This is a genomic window from Achromobacter sp. (assembly GCF_057314935.1).
Map to the genome: position 1 here is coordinate 62,603 of NZ_DBHKZA010000003.1, position 16,951 is coordinate 79,553.

Here is a 16,951-nt window from a genome sequence, read left to right on the forward strand (position 1 = left end):
TCCCCGCCCGATGAATGCCATCCGCCCGCAGTCCGATTCAGCAGAACCCTTGCGTCACGATATCCGGCTGTTAGGCCGCCTGTTAGGAACGGTCATCGAGGAATGCGAAGGCAAGCGCGTCTTCGACACCATAGAAACGCTGCGCCGCACGGCCGTGAAATTCCGCCGGGAAGGCATCGACGCCGACAGCAAGCTGCTGGAGCAGCGCGTCAAGCGTCTGCAGGGCAACGACCCCAACTCGGTGGCGCGCGCCTTCAGCTACTTCCTGCACCTGGCCAACATCGCCGAAGACCGCGACCAGAACCGCCGCCAGCGGGCCCGCGCCTTGACCGACGACTCCGCCGCGCGCGGCAGCCTGCGCGACGCCGTGCAGACGCTTGCCAAACATGGCGTGGGCGCCGCCCGCATCCGCCGTCTGCTGGCCGAGGCCAGCGTGATGCCGGTGCTGACCGCGCATCCCACCGAAGTGCAGCGCAAGAGCACGCTGGACGTCCACCGCGAAATCGCCTCGGCGCTGACATTGCGCGACGGCCAGCTGACCCCAGAGGAGCTGGCGCAATTGGACGCGGCCCTGCTTGGACGCGTCGCCACCTTGTGGCAGACCCGCATGCTGCGCTACACGCGCCTGACGGTGTCCGACGAAATCGAGAACGCGCTGTCGTACTACCGCAGCACCTTCCTGCAGGTCATCCCGCGCCTGTACGCCGACCTGTCCAAGCTGCTGAACCGCGAACCCGCCAAGCCCTTCGCCGCGCCGCCGCCGCCGCTGGAGCCGTTCCTGCGCATGGGCAGCTGGATCGGCGGCGACCGCGACGGCAACCCGAACGTAGATGCCGGCACCTTGGAGCGCGCGCTGCTGCGCCAGGCGACGGTGCTGTTCGAACACTATCTGCAAGAGGTCCATGCGCTGGGCGCGGAACTGTCCATCACTACCTTGCTGATCTCGGCCAACCCGGAACTGCTGGCGCTGGCCGACAGCAGCGGCGACGACTCCCCGCACCGCAGCGACGAGCCCTACCGCCGCGCGCTGGTCGGCGTCTACGCCCGCCTGGCTGCCACGGCGCAAGGGCTGACAGGGCAGGACCTGGCCCGCCGCAGCACCGTCGCAGCCCCCCCGTATGGCGCGCCGGAGGAACTGTCCGCCGACCTGGCCGTGATCGCCGCGTCGCTGGCTGCCCACCATGGCGCGCCCATCGGCCGCTTGCGGCTAGCCGGGCTGCAACAGGCCGTGGAGGTCTTCGGATTTCACCTGGCCACCGTCGACCTGCGCCAGAGCTCGGACGTGCACGAGCGCGCGCTGGCCGAATTGTTCGCCCGCGCCGGCACGCAGCACAACGGCCAGGCGCTGGACTATCTGGCACTGACCGAAGACGAGCGCGTGGCGCTGTTGCGCGCCGAGCTGGCGCAAGCGCGACCGCTCGCGTCGCCCTGGATCGCCTACAGCGAAGACACCACGCGCGAACTGGCGGTGCTGCGGGCGGCGGCCGCCGGCCGCGCCCGCTATGGCAAGCAGGCCGTGCGCCAGACCATCGTGTCGCACACCGAGACGCTGAGCGACCTGCTGGAAGTGATGGTGCTGCAAAAGGAAGCCGGCCTGATCGCGCCGGCTGGCCAGGACATCGCGGCCGAAGACGGCCTGATGGTCGTGCCGCTGTTCGAGACCATCCCCGACTTGCAGCGCGGCGCCGAGATCATGGCCGCCTGGCTGGACTTGCCGGAAATCCGCCAGCGCGTGAAGCTGGCGCAGAACGGCGCGCAGGAAGTCATGCTGGGCTATTCGGACAGCAACAAGGACGGGGGCTTCCTCACGTCCAACTGGTCGCTCTACCAGGCCGAACGCGCGCTCGTCGAGGTGTTCTCCGCCCGCAATGTGCGCCTGCGCCTGTTCCACGGCCGCGGCGGCTCGGTAGGACGCGGCGGCGGCTCCAGCTTCGACGCGATCCTGGCCCAGCCTCCCGGCACCGTCGCCGGGCAGATCCGCCTGACCGAACAGGGCGAAGTCATCCAAAGCAAGTACAAGGACGCCGAGGTCGGGCGCTGGCACCTGGAATTGCTGGTCGCGGCCACGCTGGAATCCAGCCTGGCGCCGCGCGCTGAAGCCACCAGCGCCGAAGACGCGCACATGGCGCACCACGGCCCGGCCATGTCGTTCATGTCGGACATGGCGCAGCGCACCTACCGCGGCCTGGTCTACGACACGCCGCGCTTTGCGGAATATTTCTTTGCCGCCACGCCCATCAGCGAGATCGCCGGCCTGAACATCGGCTCGCGCCCCGCCTCGCGCAAGAAGGGCCAGCGCATCGAAGACCTGCGCGCCATCCCGTGGGGCTTCTCGTGGGCGCAATGCCGCCTGATGCTGACCGGCTGGTACGGCATGGGCTCGGCCATCGAGGCCTACCTGGAAACCGGCGCCCCCGACGCCCCGCGCTCGCGCCGCGGCCGTCTGGCGCAACTGCGCGAAATGGCCCGCGACTGGCCCGCCTTCCGCACGCTGCTGTCCAACATGGAAATGGTGCTGGCCAAGTCCGACCTGGCCATCGCCGCCCGCTACGCCCAACTGGTCCCGCAGCGCGCCTTGCGCGAGCGCATCTTCGGCGCCATCAGCGCCGAACACGCCCGCACGCTGGCCATGCTGAAGCTCTTGACCCAACGCGAACTGCTGGCCGACAACCCCACCCTGCAAGATTCGCTGCGCGAACGCTTCGCCTACATCGACCCGCTGAACTACCTGCAGATCGACTTGATCCGCCGGCATCGCGCGGCGCAGAAGCACCCAGACGCCGACGTCGACGAACGCGTGCAACGCGCGATCCACCTGACGATCAACGGCATCGCGGCGGGGCTGCGCAACTCCGGCTGACGCCCGCATTGCCGGCAGGACGGCTCGCGCTATAGAATGAGTATTATTCTCAGTTTATAGCGCGAGCGCCTTTCCCTTGCCGCGCGCCAGAGGCGCTCCATGTCCATCACCGAATCCGCCGGGCCGCGGCCGGGTATCGAAAACCTGTACGCCGAGCACCACGGTTGGCTGCGCAGCTGGCTGCGGCGCAAGCTGGGCAACGCCTTCGACGCGGCCGATCTGGCGCACGACACCTATCTGCGCATCCTGAACAGCGGCCGGGTCCCGGAACCGCATCAATCGCGCCAGCATCTGGCGCAGATCGCAAAGTGCCTGGTCATCGACCTTTATCGCCGCCGCCAGATCGAAGCCGCCTACCTGGACGCCATCGCCCACCTGCCGCCCGCGCACGCGCCTTCCGAAGAGACCCGCGCGCTGACCGTCCAGGCCCTGATCGAGATCGACCTGATCCTGAACGGGATGCCTGCCAAGGTGCGCGAAGCCTTGTTGCTGTGCAAGCTGGACGGGCTGAGCTACACCGAGATCGCGGCCCGGCTGGGCGTGTCGGTATCGTCCGTGAAGAAGTACATCGCGACCGCGCTGCTGGCCTGCTATCAGGCCCAGGTGGCGGCGGCCGGCGGATAGGCCGCGATGACCGCCTCGACCCGCCTTCCGATACCGGCGCAGCCCATCGACCCCGCCATCATGCGGCAAGCGGCCGAGTGGATCGCCCAGCTCTGGTCCGACGACGTCACCGAGCAAGACCGTGCCGATTGCGCCCGCTGGCGGGCCCGGCATCCGAACCATGAGCAAGCATGGCAATGCTTGATCGCCATCGAAGGCAAGCTCGGGAGCGTGCCGCGCGATGTCGCCCGGCAAGCGTTGCGCACGCCCGCGGGTGCAGGACGGCGGCGGGCCTTGCGCGCGTTGGGCCTGGGCGCGCTGGCCGTGGGGGCCGGTTACGCCACGCGCGGCACCGACGCCTGGCACCGCGCCGCCTCCGACTACCGCAGCGGCACCGGAGAGATCCGCGCGCTGACGCTGCCGGACGGCTCGCATGTCACCTTGTCGACGGGCTCGGCGATCGACCTGCGGTTTACCCAAGACGAGCGGCTGGTGACGCTGCACGCCGGCGAAATCCTCATTGCCACGGCGCCCGATTCCGCCGCGATTCCCCGGCCGTTCCGGGTACACACCCGGCATGGCACCATCCAGGCGTTGGGCACGCGCTTCATCGTGCGGGACGAGGACGAGGCCTCGCGCGTCGCCGTGTTCGAAGGCGCGGTGGAAATACGGCCTGCCGGCGCGCCGGCGGACGCCGCCCGCGTGGATGCCGGCCGAGGGTCGCGCTTCTCGCGGTACGCCGTCGGCCCCTCCGAGCCCGTGTCCGAGAACGCGGCGGCCTGGAGCCGGGGCGTGCTGGTGGCTGACGACATGCGACTGGACGCCTTCATCGCTGAGCTTTCCCGCTACCGGTCCGGGCTGCTGCGTTGCGACCCGGCCGTCGCGCACTTGCGCGTCAGTGGCGTCTTTTCGCTGCGCGACACCGACCGGGCCTTGGACAACCTGACGCGCGGCCTGCCGGTGACGGCGGTCTACCGCACTCGCTACTGGGTGACGGTGCGGGCGGCGGACTGAGCGGGCCTCATGTCCAGGCTGCCCGCGCCTGTCGAGTTACAACTTTTCTTGGGTGGCGATTGTCCTTTGGGCCGCCTCGTTCGGGATACAGGGTGAACCCCTCAACCTTGAACCCCAGCAGCAAGGCCCAAGACCATGTCCCGTCATCACCCGTCCCATCGCCGCGGCCGCTCCCTGGCCGCGCCGGCATCCCGCCCCGCTTCCACCCGCATCACGTTGCGTCAGCGCACCGCTGCGGCCCGGTTGGCCTGGCTGATAAGCACTGCGTTGACCACCGTCGTCGCCGCGCCGGCGGCGCAGGCGCAAGCCGTGGAGACCAAGCGCAGCTACGCCATCGCAGGCGGCTCGCTCAGCCAGACGCTCAACGCCTACGCCAACGCGGCGGGGGTGGAACTGACGATGGACGCGAGCTTGCTGCAAGGCAAGCGCAGCAGCGGACTGTCGGGCAACTACACCGTGCGCGACGGATTCACCGAACTGCTGCGCGGCCACGGCCTGCGGGCAGCGCCGGAACCCAACGGCAGCTTTACGCTGAAAGCGGCGCCCGCCTCGCCCCAGGACGCCGCCCTGCTCGAACCCGTGACCGTCACGGGGCAGGCCGAGACCGCCACTGGGCCTTTCCACGGCTACGCGGCCACCATCAGCGCCACAGGCACCAAGACGGACACGCCGATCATCGAAACCCCGCAATCGATCACGGTGGTGGGTGCGGAGGAAATCGAAACGCTCAAGGCGCAAAACTTGCAAGACGCGCTGGGATACGTGGCAGGCGTCAGCCGCGCCGAAGGGCTGGACAGAACCACTGACAGTTTTTTCCTTAGAGGCTTTCGCTCAAACCAGGGAAGCTACTACCGCGACGGCTCGCTATACACCGTGAACATCTACGACGGCAGGCAAGAGCCCTACGGCCTGGAACGGATCGAATTCCTGAAAGGCGCTTCCTCCGTTCTCTTCGGCGCGATGCCTCCGGGCGGCATCATCAACACGATCAGCAAGCGTCCCACGCTGGAGCCACTGCGCGAAATCAACGTGGAAGCGGGGAACTTTCGACGCAGGCAGGTTGCCGCCGATTTCGGCGGCGCGCTGGGCCAGGACGGCACGTGGTCGTACCGCTTGACCGCGCTCCAGCGCGATAGCGACACTTTCATCGACCACATTCCCGATGACCGGACCTACGTCGCGCCGGCCGTCAAATGGCAACCGAACGACACGACCTCGCTGACGCTGCTGGCCGAGTATCAAAAAGACCGCACCGCCTACGCCTATGGCTTGCCCGCGCAAGGCACGGTGTTGCCCAACATCAACGGCCGCATCCCGCGCGAACGCTTCACTGGCGAGCCGGGCCTGGACCAGTTCAAGATGGAACGCTATTCCATCGGCTACCTGTTTGAACACGCCTTCAGCAGCCAATTGAAACTTCGGCAGAACCTGCGCTATGTGAACGCAAAGAGCGACTACGATTCCACCGACATCTGGCAATTGATGCCGGATCAGCGGTGGACCGCAGACCGCGGTTTCTCGCCGCGCCGGGACAAATCATCGGCGCTGTCTGCGGATACGTCATTGCAGTACCAGACCCGCACCGGCATCATCGACCACACCTTGCTGGCCGGGCTGGACTATTCAACGCCCCGGCATGAAAGCAAACGCTATCTGCGAGCGCTGGACAACCTTGATCTCTATGATCCGGTCTACGGCAGCCCGCTAGGACCCGCCACACCCAACGTCGGCTCGTCGACGAAGGTCGACATCAAACGCCTGGGCATGTATTTCCAGGACCAGATGAAGATCGCCGACAAATGGGTCGTGCTGCTGGGCGGACGGCAGGACTGGGTAACTGCCAATGAACACAACCTGTTCACCGAGGAGCGTTATGCCGACGACGAGAGAAGCCAGGCCTTCAGCGGTCGCGCCGGATTGGTCTATCTGGCCGACAATGGCCTGGCCCCCTTCGTCAGTTACAGCCAGTCCTTCGAACCGACGACCGGCCAGGATCGTCAGGGCAACCGGTTCGAACCCACCCGCGGCGAACAATACGAGGCTGGCCTGCGTTATCAACCTGCCGGCTCAGGCATGCTCCTGTCGGCATCGCTGTACCAGCTGACCCGGAAAAACGTGACCGTGACCGATCCCTTCGACACGTCCTACCAGATTCAGGCCGGCAAGGCGCGTTCGCGCGGACTGGAACTGGAGGCTCGCACCCGCATCGGCCGGCATGCCAACCTGATCGCGGCCTATGCCTATACCGATGCGCGCACGCTCAAGGCCAGCCCCTTGCAGCCCGACGCGCAGGGCAAACGCCTGGACTCGGTTCCGTTCAACCAGTTTTCGCTCTGGGGCGACTATGGTTTCGGTGATTTTGGCCTGCCCGGCCTACGCGTTGGCGCGGGTGTGCGCTATGTGGGCAGCACGCTGGGCATGGCGCATGGGACTCGCGTGGAGGTGCCATCGTTCACGCTGTTCGACGCCATGGTCAGCTACACCACCGGGCCATGGCGCCTCGCGCTCAATGCCACCAATCTGGCGGACAAGACTTATATCGGCAGTTGCACCTATGGCTGCTTCTACGGAGAACCCCGGCGCGTGATCGGTACGGCGACCTACCGCTGGTAACGCCGGCGCGGCAGGGGGAAGCCTTCCCTCCCGGCAAGTCCCCCCTGCCTACCCTCAGGCGTCCACCAGATGAACGCCAAAAAATCCCCATTTGTCCATCCTCGGTGACTTTTAGTACTATTCCCACCAGAAATTCTATATACGCACAAATGTTCGCATATAGAACAAAACGATTTTTCTGGCCTCGCCGCACAGAAAGGCACCCTAGGAAGAGACAGAGCTCACCCTGATTCGCCCGCGTGCCCGACTGAACCGCAGCAGCCTGCAAGACAGCACCGAGCGAACCATCATGGATACTCCCCTCAAGAATCTCGCCGTCATCGGCGCAGGCGCCATGGGCAGCGGCATCGCCGCGCTATTCGCCTCGAAGGGACTCGACATCGTCCTGATCGACCCGATGGAAGGCGCCCTTGCGCGCGCCCTGCAAACCATCGAGCGCCAACTGAACGTCTACGCCCCGGACAACGTTCAAGCCGCCATCGGCCGCATCCGCTTCGAGCCCAGCCTGGACGCCGCCGCCAGCTGCGACCTCGTCATCGAAGCCGTGCCGGAAAACCTGGAGCTCAAACGCGGCATCTTCGCCAAGCTTGACGCCCTGTGCCCGGCGCACACGCTGTTCGCCACCAATACCTCGGGCCTGTCCATCAACGCCATCGCCAGCGCCGTCGCGCGCCGCGACCGCTTCGTGGGCACGCACTTCTTCACCCCCGCCGACGTCATCCCGCTGGTGGAAGTCGTGCGCAATGACGACACCTCGGAAGCCACCGTCGCCCAGGTCATGGCCACGCTGCGTTTCGCCGGCAAGCGGCCCGTGCTGGTACGCCAGGACATCCCCGGCTTCATCGCCAACCGCATCCAGCACGCGCTGGCCCGCGAAGCGATCTCGCTGTTGGAAAAGGGCGTGGCCAGCGCTGAGGACATCGACGAAGTGGTCAAGTGGAGCCTGGGGCTGCGCCTGGCCCTGTCCGGTCCGCTGGAGCAGCGCGACATGAACGGCATCGACGTGCACTACGCGATCGCCAGCTACCTCTACAAAGACCTGGAAAACCGCACCGAGCCGTCCGACCTGCTCAAGAGCAAGGTCGAAAGCGGGCAGATCGGCGCCAAGAGCGGCCAGGGCTTCTACACCTGGAGCCCCGAACGCCGCGAACGCGTGCTGCGCGAGAAAAGCGCCACGCTGGGCGAACTGGCCGCGTGGCTCAACAGCAAGGCCGGCGACGCCTGACGGCGACCCCACGAATTCACAACAGATAAGGCGCGGGGGCAGCCGCCAACCGCGCCGACGGGCCACGAGCCCACCACACAAAGAAAACCAGACGTCGCTCCCGCCCGCACCGCCACCCGGTGACGGGCGAGGCAAGACACTAGAGAACCCGCCTACGGAGTTGTTGGAGGCACCATGAATAAACTCGCTTCATTCTTTACCGAGCTGATGCGCAAGTATCTGCCCGATCCTTTCGTTTTCGCGATCGCGCTGACCCTGTTGACCGTGCTGCTCGCCATGGGCATCGAAGGCCAGAGCATCGGCGACGTCACCCGCGCCTGGGGCAAGGGCTTCTGGAGCCTCTTGGCCTTCACGACCCAAATGGCCGTGATCCTGGCCATGGGCTACGTGCTGGCCACCGCGCCGCTGACCGACCGCCTGCTCAACCGCATCGTCAGCCACGTGCACCGTCCGCATACCGCCATCATCGTTGCGACGCTGGTCGGCGGCGTGGGCAGCTACCTGAACTGGGGCTTCGGTCTGGTCATCGGCGGCATCGTCGCCAAGAAGCTGGCGCTGAAGGTCAAGGGCGTGCACTACCCGCTGATCATCGCCGCCGCCTATAGCGGCTTCACGATGTACGGCCTGGGCCTGTCCGCCAGCATCCCGGTGCTGGTCGCCACCCCCGGCCACCCGACCGCCAAGCAGATGGGCACCATCCCGCTGTCGGAAACCATCTTCTCGGTGCCCATGCTGATCACCAGCCTGGTCATCATCATCACGCTGCCGCTGCTCAACGCCTGGCTGCACCCCAAGAAGGGCGAGAAGATCGTTGAAGTGGACCCGGCGATCGACCGCGACGCCAACGCGTCCAGCGCCGTCGAAGACATGCTGGAAAAGGGCACCATCGCCTCGAAGCTGAACAACAGCCGCATCCTCTCCATGCTGATCGGCGCGCTGGGCATCGCCTACGTGACGTTCCACTTCATGGACGGCGGTTCGCTGGACCTGAACCTGATCAACTTCATCATCCTGTTCCTGGGCATCATCCTGCTGGGCACGCCGGCCGCCTACGTGGCCAAGCTGACCGAAGGCATCAAGACGATCTCCGGGATCATCCTGCAATACCCGTTCTACGCCGGCATCATGGCCATCATGGCCGCCTCGGGCCTGGTGACGTCGATCTCTCAGGTGTTCGTTGACTTCGCCACGCCGGCAACCCTGCCGTTCTGGGGCCTGATCAGCTCGTTCTTCATCAACTTCTTCGCGCCGTCCGCCGGCGGCCACTGGGTCATCCAGGGTCCGTTCATGATCGACGCGGCCAAGGAAATCGGCAGCGCGCTGAACCAGACGACGATGGCCGTCATGCTGGGCAACGCCTGGAACGACCTGGTGCAGCCCTTCTGGATCCTGCCGGCGCTGGCCTTGTCGAAGCTCAAGCTGCGCGACGTGATGGGTTACACCGTCATCATGATGCTGTGGGTCGGCGTGATCCACATCACCGCCGTGCTGGCCTGGGGCTACGCCACGCACTGATAGAGCCCCCCCTACGCGCTCACGCGCGCCCCCAGGGGCGACACCTACGGACCGGCCGGATGGACCCTCCCCCTACGCGCTGCGCGCGCCCCCTCAAGGGGGCGACACCTGCAGACCGGCGAAGCCGGATCTGGCGGTGTCCCTGACGGGGGAACTGGCTTTAATCTGGAGCAGTGCTTTTCTAAACCGAACGGGAAATGAAATGAGCAAACCGACTGCGTATCTCGTCACCGGCGGCAGCGCCGGGATTGGCGCCGCCATCATCCGCATGCTGCTGGATGCGGGCCATAAGGTGGTCAACATTGACTACAAGCTGCCCGAGAATCCGCCGGTGGGATTGGTCTCGTATCAGGCCGATCTGACTGATGAAGCGCGCACCAAGGAAGTCGCCGGCGAAGTCACCGCCGCCTACAACATCGTGGGCCTGGTGAACAACGCGGGCGCGACGCGCCCCGGCACGGCCGACACGGCCACCTTGGCGGATCTGGACTATGTGGTGAACCTGCATCTGCGCACCGCGCTGATCCTGGTGCAGGCCGCGCTGCCCGCCATGCGCGAAGCCGGCTTCGGCCGCATCGTGAACATGTCCTCGCGCGCCGCGCTGGGCAAGCCGGACCGCGTGGTCTATTCGGCCACCAAGGCCGGCCTGGTGGGCCTGACCCGCACGCTCGCCATGGAACTGGGCGGCGACGGCATCACCGTCAACGCCATCGGCCCCGGCCCCATCGCCACCGACCTCTTCACCAAGAGCAACCCCGCCGGCGCGCCGCAGACCGAACGCATCATCAACAGCATCGTCGTCAAGCGCCTGGGCACGCCGGAAGACGTGGCGCGCGCCGCCATGTTCTTCCTGTCGCCCGACAATGGTTTCGTGACCGGCCAGATGCTGTACGTATGCGGCGGCACGACGCTGGGCGTCGCCCCGATCTGAGCCCGGCCGCCATGCCCGCCCAGCCCCGCCTCCTGCCGTGCCGCCAGGTTCGCCTAGCGGCGCAGCAGCGCGTGGTTGATCTGGTCGGCGGCGTGGCGCAATGGCGGCAGAAAGGCTTCCAGCATGGCCTCGCGCGAGAAGCGGTTGGAATGCCCGCTGACGTTCATCGCGGCGATCACCCGGCCGCTGCGGTCGATGATGGGCACCGCCACCGACTGCAAGCCCGGCTCCAGCTCCTGGGCCACGCAGGCGTAGCCGTCGGCGCGCACGCCGGCCAGCACGCGCTTGAGTTCGGCGACGTCGGTCACGGTATCGGCGGTGTAGGCCCGGATCTGGCTCATGGCCAGCACCCGGTCCAGCTCCGCTTCCGGCAAACCAGCCAACAGCACGCGGCCCATCGACGTCACCCAGGCCGGCAGGCGGCTGCCTACGGCCAGATTGATGGTCATGACCTTGTGCGTGGACAGGCGCAGGATGTAGACGATGTCCGCACCCTCCAGCACCGACACGGAGCAGGACTCGCGCGTGAGCTCGGCCACTTCTTCCATGTAGGGCAGCGCCAGGTTCCAGAGCGGCGTGCCCGACAGATAGGCGTAGCCCAGCTCCAGGATGCGCGGCGTCAGCGCGAATTTGCGATCCTCGACCGTGACGTAGCCCAGGTGTTCCAGGGTCAGCAGGATGCGGCGCGCGCCGGCGCGGGTGAGCCCCGTGACGGCGGCCACTTCGGACAGCGTCATCTGCGAACGGTTCGGGCCGAAGGCCCGGATCACCGACAGGCCGCGCGCGAACGATTGCACGTAACTGTCGCTGGGTTGCTGGGTGTCTTGCTCCGCCATCCGTCCGGTCTCACGAGAAAAAAGCTCGCCGCTGGCGAGCCGTCCGTTGCCGTCAAAGGCAACGCAAAACGATGGAGATTGCACCGCGCCGGCTCGCCTTGACGCTATGCAGTCCCCATGAAACGATGTTCTTCAGAAGAACGAAAGTTCTAATGAAGAACAAATTATGACACGCCACCTATGAGCGAACATCATGATCTCTAAGCTTGTTGCAAGCGCGGCGGCCGCCCTGGCGGACGTACCCGACGGCGCCACCGTCATGATCGGCGGCTTCGGCACTGCCGGCCAGCCCATGGAATTGATCGACGCCCTGCTCGAACAGGGCGCGAAAGACCTGGTCATCATCAACAACAACGCCGGCAACGGCACCACGGGCCTTGCCGCCTTGCTGGGCGCGAACCGCGTGCGCAAGATCATCTGCTCGTTTCCCCGCCAGGTGGACTCGCAGATCTTCGACGGCCTGTACCGCAGCGGCAAGATCGAACTGGAACTGGTGCCCCAGGGCAACCTGGCCGAGCGCATCCGCGCCGCCGGCGCCGGCATCGGCGCGTTCTTCTCGCCCACCGGCTACGGCACCCCGCTGGCCGACGGCAAGGAAGTGCGCGAAATCAACGGCCGCCACTACGTGCTGGAATATCCCCTGCACGCCGACTACGCGCTGATCAAGGCAGAACGCGGCGACCGCTGGGGCAACCTGGTCTACCGCAAGACCGCCCGCAACTTCGGCCCCATCATGGCCAGCGCCGCGCGCGTGGCCGTGGCGCAAGTGCGTGAAGTGGTCGAGCTGGGCACGCTGGACCCCGAAACCGTCGTCACCCCCGGCATCTTCGTGCAGCGCGTCGTGCAGATCGACGCCAAGGAGCAGCAATGAGCACCAAACTGACCCGCGACCAGATCGCCGCCCGCGTCGCGCAGGACATCCCTGAAGGCGCCTACGTCAACCTGGGCATCGGCCTGCCCACGCTCGTCGCCAACCACCTGCCGGCCGACCGTGAAGTCATCCTGCATACCGAAAACGGCATGCTCGGCATGGGGCCCGCCCCCGCCAAAGGCGAGGAAGACTACGACCTGATCAACGCCGGCAAGCAGCCCGTCACCGAACTGCCCGGCTGCTCGTTCTTCCATCACGCCGATTCGTTCGCCATGATGCGCGGCGGCCACCTGGACATCTGCGTGCTGGGCGCCTTCCAGGTGTCCCAGCACGGCGACCTGGCCAACTGGCACACCGGCGCGCCGGACGCCATCCCCGCCGTGGGCGGCGCGATGGACCTGGCCATCGGCGCCAAGGACGTCTTCGTGATGATGGAACTGCAGACCCGCGAAGGCCAGAGCAAACTCGTCGAGGCCTGCACCTACCCGCTGACCGGCGTGCGCTGCGTGTCGCGCGTGTACACGGACGTGGCCGTGTTCGACATCCGCGCCGACGGCGTGACCGTCATCGACATGTTCGGCGACGTCACCGCCGACGAGCTGCTGGCCCTGACCGGCCTGCCGCTGAAGTTTTCCGCTTGATTTTTTTGCCGATGCGCCGCCCATGGCTGTAGCCGGGGCGGCCTCTCTGGAGAGTCCATCATGTTGTTCATGGTTCAAATGCAAGTCAATCTTCCCGTCGACATGCCGGCCGAACGCGCCGACAAGCTCAAGGCCGACGAAAAGGCCCTGGCGCAGCAACTGCAGCGCGACGGCAAGTGGAAGGAGCTGTGGCGCGTGGTCGGCCGCTATGCCAACGTCAGCATCTTCGACGTGGAAAGCAACGACGAACTGCACACGCTGCTGTCCTCCCTGCCGCTGTTCCCGTACATGGACATCAACGTCACGGCGCTGGCGCGCCACCCGTCGGCCATCTGAAACGACAGGAGTTCCCATGCCCTACATCATCGAAACGTTCGATAAGCCCAACCACCAGGAAGTGCGCCAACAGCATCGCGCGGCGCATCTGGAATACCTGGACGCCAACAAGCAGTTGCTGCTGGCGTGCGGCGCCAAGCTGCAAGACGACGGCAAGGATGCAGGCGGCGGCCTGTACATCGTCGACCTGGACACGCGCGAAGCCGCGCAGCAGTTCATCGATGCCGATCCGTTTTCGCAGGCCAACCTATTCGACCGCGTGACCATCACGCGCTGGCGCAAAGCCTACGTCGACGGCACCTGCTACCTGTAATCCCGAAGCGGCCGCCCTTTGCGCGGCCGCGGTTTCATCCGAGGTAATCCCACATGGCTTACGCCGAACTCAGCCAGGCACGGCTGTTCTACGTCATCGATGGCCCTGCCGACGCGCCGGTGCTGGTGCTTTCCAATTCGCTGGGCACCTGCTCCGACATGTGGGCCCGCCAGATCCCCGAACTGACCAAGCACTTCCGCGTGCTGCGCTACGACACCCGCGGCCACGGCAAGTCCTCGATCCCCGACGGTGAATACACCTTCAAACAACTGGCTGGCGACGTCGCCGATCTGCTGGCGCACCTGGGCATCAAACGCGCCCACTTCTGCGGCCTGTCCATGGGCGGCCCCACCGGCATCGCACTGGCGCTGGCGCACCCGCAGCTCGTGTCCAAGCTGATCCTGTGCAACACGGCCGCACGCATCGGCTCCGCCGAAGGCTGGAGCACGCGCATCGGCGCCGTGGCCGAGCAGACCCTGGAAAAGATGGCGCCCACGCTGGTCGAGCGCTGGCTGACCGACGACTACCGCGCGGCTGAACCCGGCCTGACGCAAGTGCTGATCGACATGCTGCGCCGCACGCCGGACGCCGGCTATTCGGCCAACTGCGCCGCCTTGCGCGACGCCGACTACCGCCCGCAAGTGTCCGCCATCACCGCGCCCACGCTCGTCATCAGCAGCACGCACGACCTGGCCGCCACGCCCGCCCAAGGCAAGGAGCTGGCCGCCGCCATCGCGGGCGCCCGCTATGTCGAACTGAACACCTCCCACATTTCGAACTGGGAGCAACCGGAAGCCTTCACCCGCGCGGTCGTCGACTTCCTGACGGAGTAACCGCATGCAGCGCTGGAAACACCGGCCCGAAGGCTCCAACTGGGGCGACTTCGGACCCGACGACCAACTTGGCCGCCTGAACCTCATCACCGAAGAACAGGTCTTGAAGGGTGCGCGTGAAATCCGCGCCGGCAAGACATTCTGCCTGTCGTTACCGCTGGACCTGCCCGGCGGCAACGTGCTCAACCCGCGCCGCCACCCGCCGCAACTCAGCCCCACCCGGCTGGCGGACACGCCCTACCTGAACTTCCCGCTGAAGAACGTCAACCCGGATGCGGTGGACGTGCTGAGCGACGACCAGGTGCTGCTGTCCATGCAGTACTCCACCCAATGGGACGCGCTGGCGCACGTGGGCGCGCTGTTTGACGCCGACGGCGACGGCAAGCCCGAACTGCGCTACTACAACGGCTTTCAGGCCGGCGTGGACGTCGTCGGCCCGGCCGACGGCGACCACACGGGTTGCGGCTGCAACAGCGGCGGCCCGTCGGCCGCGCTGAAGCTGGGCGTGGAGAACCTGGCGCAGAAAGGCATGCAAGGGCGCGGCGTGCTGGTGGACCTGTTCCGCCACTACGGCCCCGGCCGCACGCTGATCGGCCACGCCGAACTGATGCACGTACTGGAAACGGACGGCATCACGGTCGAACGCGGCGACATGCTGGTGCTGCGCACCGGCTACGCCGAGGCCGTCGTCGCCATGAACGGCACGCCGGACCCCGAGGTGCTGCACACCTATGGCGCCGCGCTGGACGGCACCGATGCCGCGCTCCTGCAATGGATCACGGACAGCGGCATCGCCGCCATCTGCGCCGACAACTACGCGGTCGAGGCCTACCCCGCCCGCGAAAGAACCGGCCAGCGAGCCATGCTGCCGTTGCACCACCATTGCCTCTTCAAGCTGGGCCTGCCGCTGGCAGAGCTTTGGTACCTGAAAGACCTGGCGGACTTCCTGCATGCGAACGGACGCCATCACTTCATGCTGACCGCTCCGCCGCTGCGCCTGCCGCACGCGATCGGTTCCCCGGTCACGCCGATCGCTACCGTCTAGGATGCGCAAAGCCCCCGAAAGGGGGCTTTTTCGTGAAGCCGTCGAAAAGGGACGGGGGCTGGGAAACCGTCGATCCGCAGGATGAGCGGAGCGCGAGAAAAGCAGGGCAAGGCCGCCACTATGCAGCGCGCGTAACCCATCAAGACCGGTCAGCCCTTCAGGCACGTGCTCATGAAGGTCTTGCGCGCGTCGCCGGTCAGCTTCTGATCGCCCGCCTTCGCATTGCAGTCCTTCATCTTCTGCTGCTGCGGCGTCAATTGCTTGGCGGGCGCGGGGGCCTCGCCTTTCAGGCAGCTGCTCATGTAGGTCTTGCGATCGTCGCCCGTCTTGCCGGTCGCCGATTTATTGCAGTCCGCCATGCGCTGTTGCTGCGGCGTGGGCGTCTTGGCGGGCGCGGGAGCGGCGGGGGTTTGCGCATAGGCGCCGAAAAAACATGCGGACAACACAATGGCCGAGGCCAACTGGCTAGTACGGGAAAGCATGAGTTTCTCCCTTGAGCGTTATGCGCCCGCTTGGCGCAAGGATGCGCCTGACGCCGGGCCGCACGATCTGCCGACCACTTGCCGGCCCGGTCATCATCGAACAAAGCGACAGGCTGCGCAAGCGCGGAAAGGTTAAGAAAAGCCAGGAAATCGCACACGCGCCATTCAGCTTTCCGACAGGCAGGACGGCTCGGATTCGGCGATGATCCGGCCTCCCGCGGCGGCCCCGCCAACACCGAATTCCGGTCCGCCCGTCCCACGAAAATACCCCGCGGAAACTCTCAAGCTAGAGACATTCCGATGCATTTGTGCCATCCCCCATCGAATCTGGGAACATGCCGCGCAACCTGTTACCCATTCATCCTTTTGACCCGTTGTGCCCGGGTGCGGAAAGGTGTGAGATACAGCTGTCCGCGCGATACGCGGGCGGCGAAGACGGCGGCGCGGACCAGCAGGCGCCCCGACGCCAGCGTCCCAGGAGACCTTCCATGAAACTCGCCCTTGCCTCTGTCGTCTTGCTTGCCGGCCTGTCCGGCGCCGGCGCCGCTGGCGCGCAAAGCCTGGCCTACGGGGTCACGCTGGGCAACGTGCAGGCCGTGCGCGATACCAACATGAACGTGTCCACCATCACCGGGTCGCTGGCCAATCAATCGGGCCGACCCATCTCCAGCGCGGTGCTGACTTTCGTGCTGTACGACGCGCAAGGGCGCGAAGTCGGCCGCGTCAACGACGACGTCATCGGCCCGATGGCGCCGGGGCAGATCCGGCTGGTGAAGGCGATCACGCCGCTGCAGTTCACCCGAGTCACGGTGCTGGACATCCGTGCACAGTGA

At 66.2% G+C, this 16,951-nt stretch carries 16 protein-coding genes; 14 read left to right on the forward strand and 2 right to left on the reverse strand.

Annotated elements, in window-relative coordinates; genetic code table 11:
- Positions 1 to 10 precede the first annotated feature (10 nt).
- From ppc to ACO6D5_RS01810, 7 genes are all read left to right on the forward strand, one after another.
- Positions 11 to 2,860 (forward strand): phosphoenolpyruvate carboxylase, encoded by a 2,850-nt coding sequence (gene ppc / locus ACO6D5_RS01780; RefSeq protein WP_485824478.1) that lies wholly within the window; start codon positions 11 to 13, stop codon positions 2,858 to 2,860.
- A 99-nt stretch (positions 2,861 to 2,959) separates the two neighbouring features.
- Positions 2,960 to 3,484, forward strand: a complete 525-nt coding sequence (locus tag ACO6D5_RS01785) for a sigma-70 family RNA polymerase sigma factor (RefSeq protein ID WP_485824479.1) — start codon at positions 2,960 to 2,962, stop codon at positions 3,482 to 3,484.
- 6 nt (positions 3,485 to 3,490) lie between these two features.
- On the forward strand, positions 3,491 to 4,477 hold the full coding sequence (locus ACO6D5_RS01790; RefSeq protein ID WP_485824480.1) for a FecR domain-containing protein: 987 nt from the start codon (positions 3,491 to 3,493) through the stop codon (positions 4,475 to 4,477).
- A gap of 135 nt (positions 4,478 to 4,612) precedes the next feature.
- Positions 4,613 to 7,090, forward strand: coding sequence for a TonB-dependent siderophore receptor (locus ACO6D5_RS01795; protein WP_485824481.1), 2,478 nt, complete (start codon positions 4,613 to 4,615; stop codon positions 7,088 to 7,090).
- A gap of 289 nt (positions 7,091 to 7,379) precedes the next feature.
- Positions 7,380 to 8,315 (forward strand): 3-hydroxyacyl-CoA dehydrogenase NAD-binding domain-containing protein, encoded by a 936-nt coding sequence (locus ACO6D5_RS01800; RefSeq protein WP_315526959.1) that lies wholly within the window; start codon positions 7,380 to 7,382, stop codon positions 8,313 to 8,315.
- A 174-nt stretch (positions 8,316 to 8,489) separates the two neighbouring features.
- The gene (locus ACO6D5_RS01805) at positions 8,490 to 9,830 is read left to right on the forward strand and encodes a short-chain fatty acid transporter (protein WP_315526960.1); all 1,341 of its coding nucleotides are present in this window, start codon (positions 8,490 to 8,492) and stop codon (positions 9,828 to 9,830) included.
- A 202-nt stretch (positions 9,831 to 10,032) separates the two neighbouring features.
- Complete coding sequence (locus tag ACO6D5_RS01810; RefSeq protein WP_315526962.1) at positions 10,033 to 10,761, forward strand: SDR family NAD(P)-dependent oxidoreductase; 729 nt, start codon at positions 10,033 to 10,035, stop codon at positions 10,759 to 10,761.
- Positions 10,762 to 10,814: 53 nt separating this feature from the next.
- Here ACO6D5_RS01810 and ACO6D5_RS01815 read toward each other — a convergent pair whose 3' ends face one another.
- Complete coding sequence (locus ACO6D5_RS01815; RefSeq protein ID WP_315526964.1) at positions 10,815 to 11,597, reverse strand: IclR family transcriptional regulator domain-containing protein; 783 nt, start codon at positions 11,595 to 11,597, stop codon at positions 10,815 to 10,817.
- A gap of 193 nt (positions 11,598 to 11,790) precedes the next feature.
- Between ACO6D5_RS01815 and ACO6D5_RS01820 the strand changes: the two genes are divergently transcribed.
- The 6 genes from ACO6D5_RS01820 to ACO6D5_RS01845 are packed head-to-tail and all read left to right on the forward strand — an operon-like array spanning position 11,791 to position 15,636.
- Positions 11,791 to 12,468: a 3-oxoacid CoA-transferase subunit A gene (locus ACO6D5_RS01820; RefSeq protein WP_006227167.1), complete on the forward strand. Its 678-nt coding sequence runs from the start codon at positions 11,791 to 11,793 to the stop codon at positions 12,466 to 12,468.
- On the forward strand, positions 12,465 to 13,109 hold the full coding sequence (locus ACO6D5_RS01825) for a 3-oxoacid CoA-transferase subunit B (protein ID WP_006227166.1): 645 nt from the start codon (positions 12,465 to 12,467) through the stop codon (positions 13,107 to 13,109). The genes ACO6D5_RS01820 and ACO6D5_RS01825 overlap by 4 nt, the downstream gene beginning before the upstream one ends.
- Positions 13,110 to 13,169: 60 nt before the next feature.
- The gene (catC, locus tag ACO6D5_RS01830; protein WP_315526967.1) at positions 13,170 to 13,445 is read left to right on the forward strand and encodes a muconolactone Delta-isomerase; all 276 of its coding nucleotides are present in this window, start codon (positions 13,170 to 13,172) and stop codon (positions 13,443 to 13,445) included.
- 16 nt (positions 13,446 to 13,461) lie between these two features.
- A complete protein-coding gene (locus tag ACO6D5_RS01835; RefSeq protein WP_169274135.1) occupies positions 13,462 to 13,758 on the forward strand; it encodes a YciI family protein in 297 nt (98 codons plus the stop codon).
- Between the two features lie 53 nt (positions 13,759 to 13,811).
- Positions 13,812 to 14,591, forward strand: a complete 780-nt coding sequence (gene pcaD / locus ACO6D5_RS01840) for a 3-oxoadipate enol-lactonase (protein ID WP_485824482.1) — start codon at positions 13,812 to 13,814, stop codon at positions 14,589 to 14,591.
- 4 nt (positions 14,592 to 14,595) lie between these two features.
- A complete protein-coding gene (locus tag ACO6D5_RS01845; RefSeq protein WP_315526969.1) occupies positions 14,596 to 15,636 on the forward strand; it encodes a cyclase family protein in 1,041 nt (346 codons plus the stop codon).
- A gap of 149 nt (positions 15,637 to 15,785) precedes the next feature.
- Here ACO6D5_RS01845 and ACO6D5_RS01850 read toward each other — a convergent pair whose 3' ends face one another.
- The gene (locus tag ACO6D5_RS01850) at positions 15,786 to 16,118 is read right to left on the reverse strand and encodes a PsiF family protein (protein ID WP_280029276.1); all 333 of its coding nucleotides are present in this window, start codon (positions 16,116 to 16,118) and stop codon (positions 15,786 to 15,788) included.
- Between the two features lie 488 nt (positions 16,119 to 16,606).
- Between ACO6D5_RS01850 and ACO6D5_RS01855 the strand changes: the two genes are divergently transcribed.
- Entirely contained in the window at positions 16,607 to 16,951 is a 345-nt protein-coding gene (locus ACO6D5_RS01855; RefSeq protein WP_315526972.1) for an FxLYD domain-containing protein, read from the forward strand.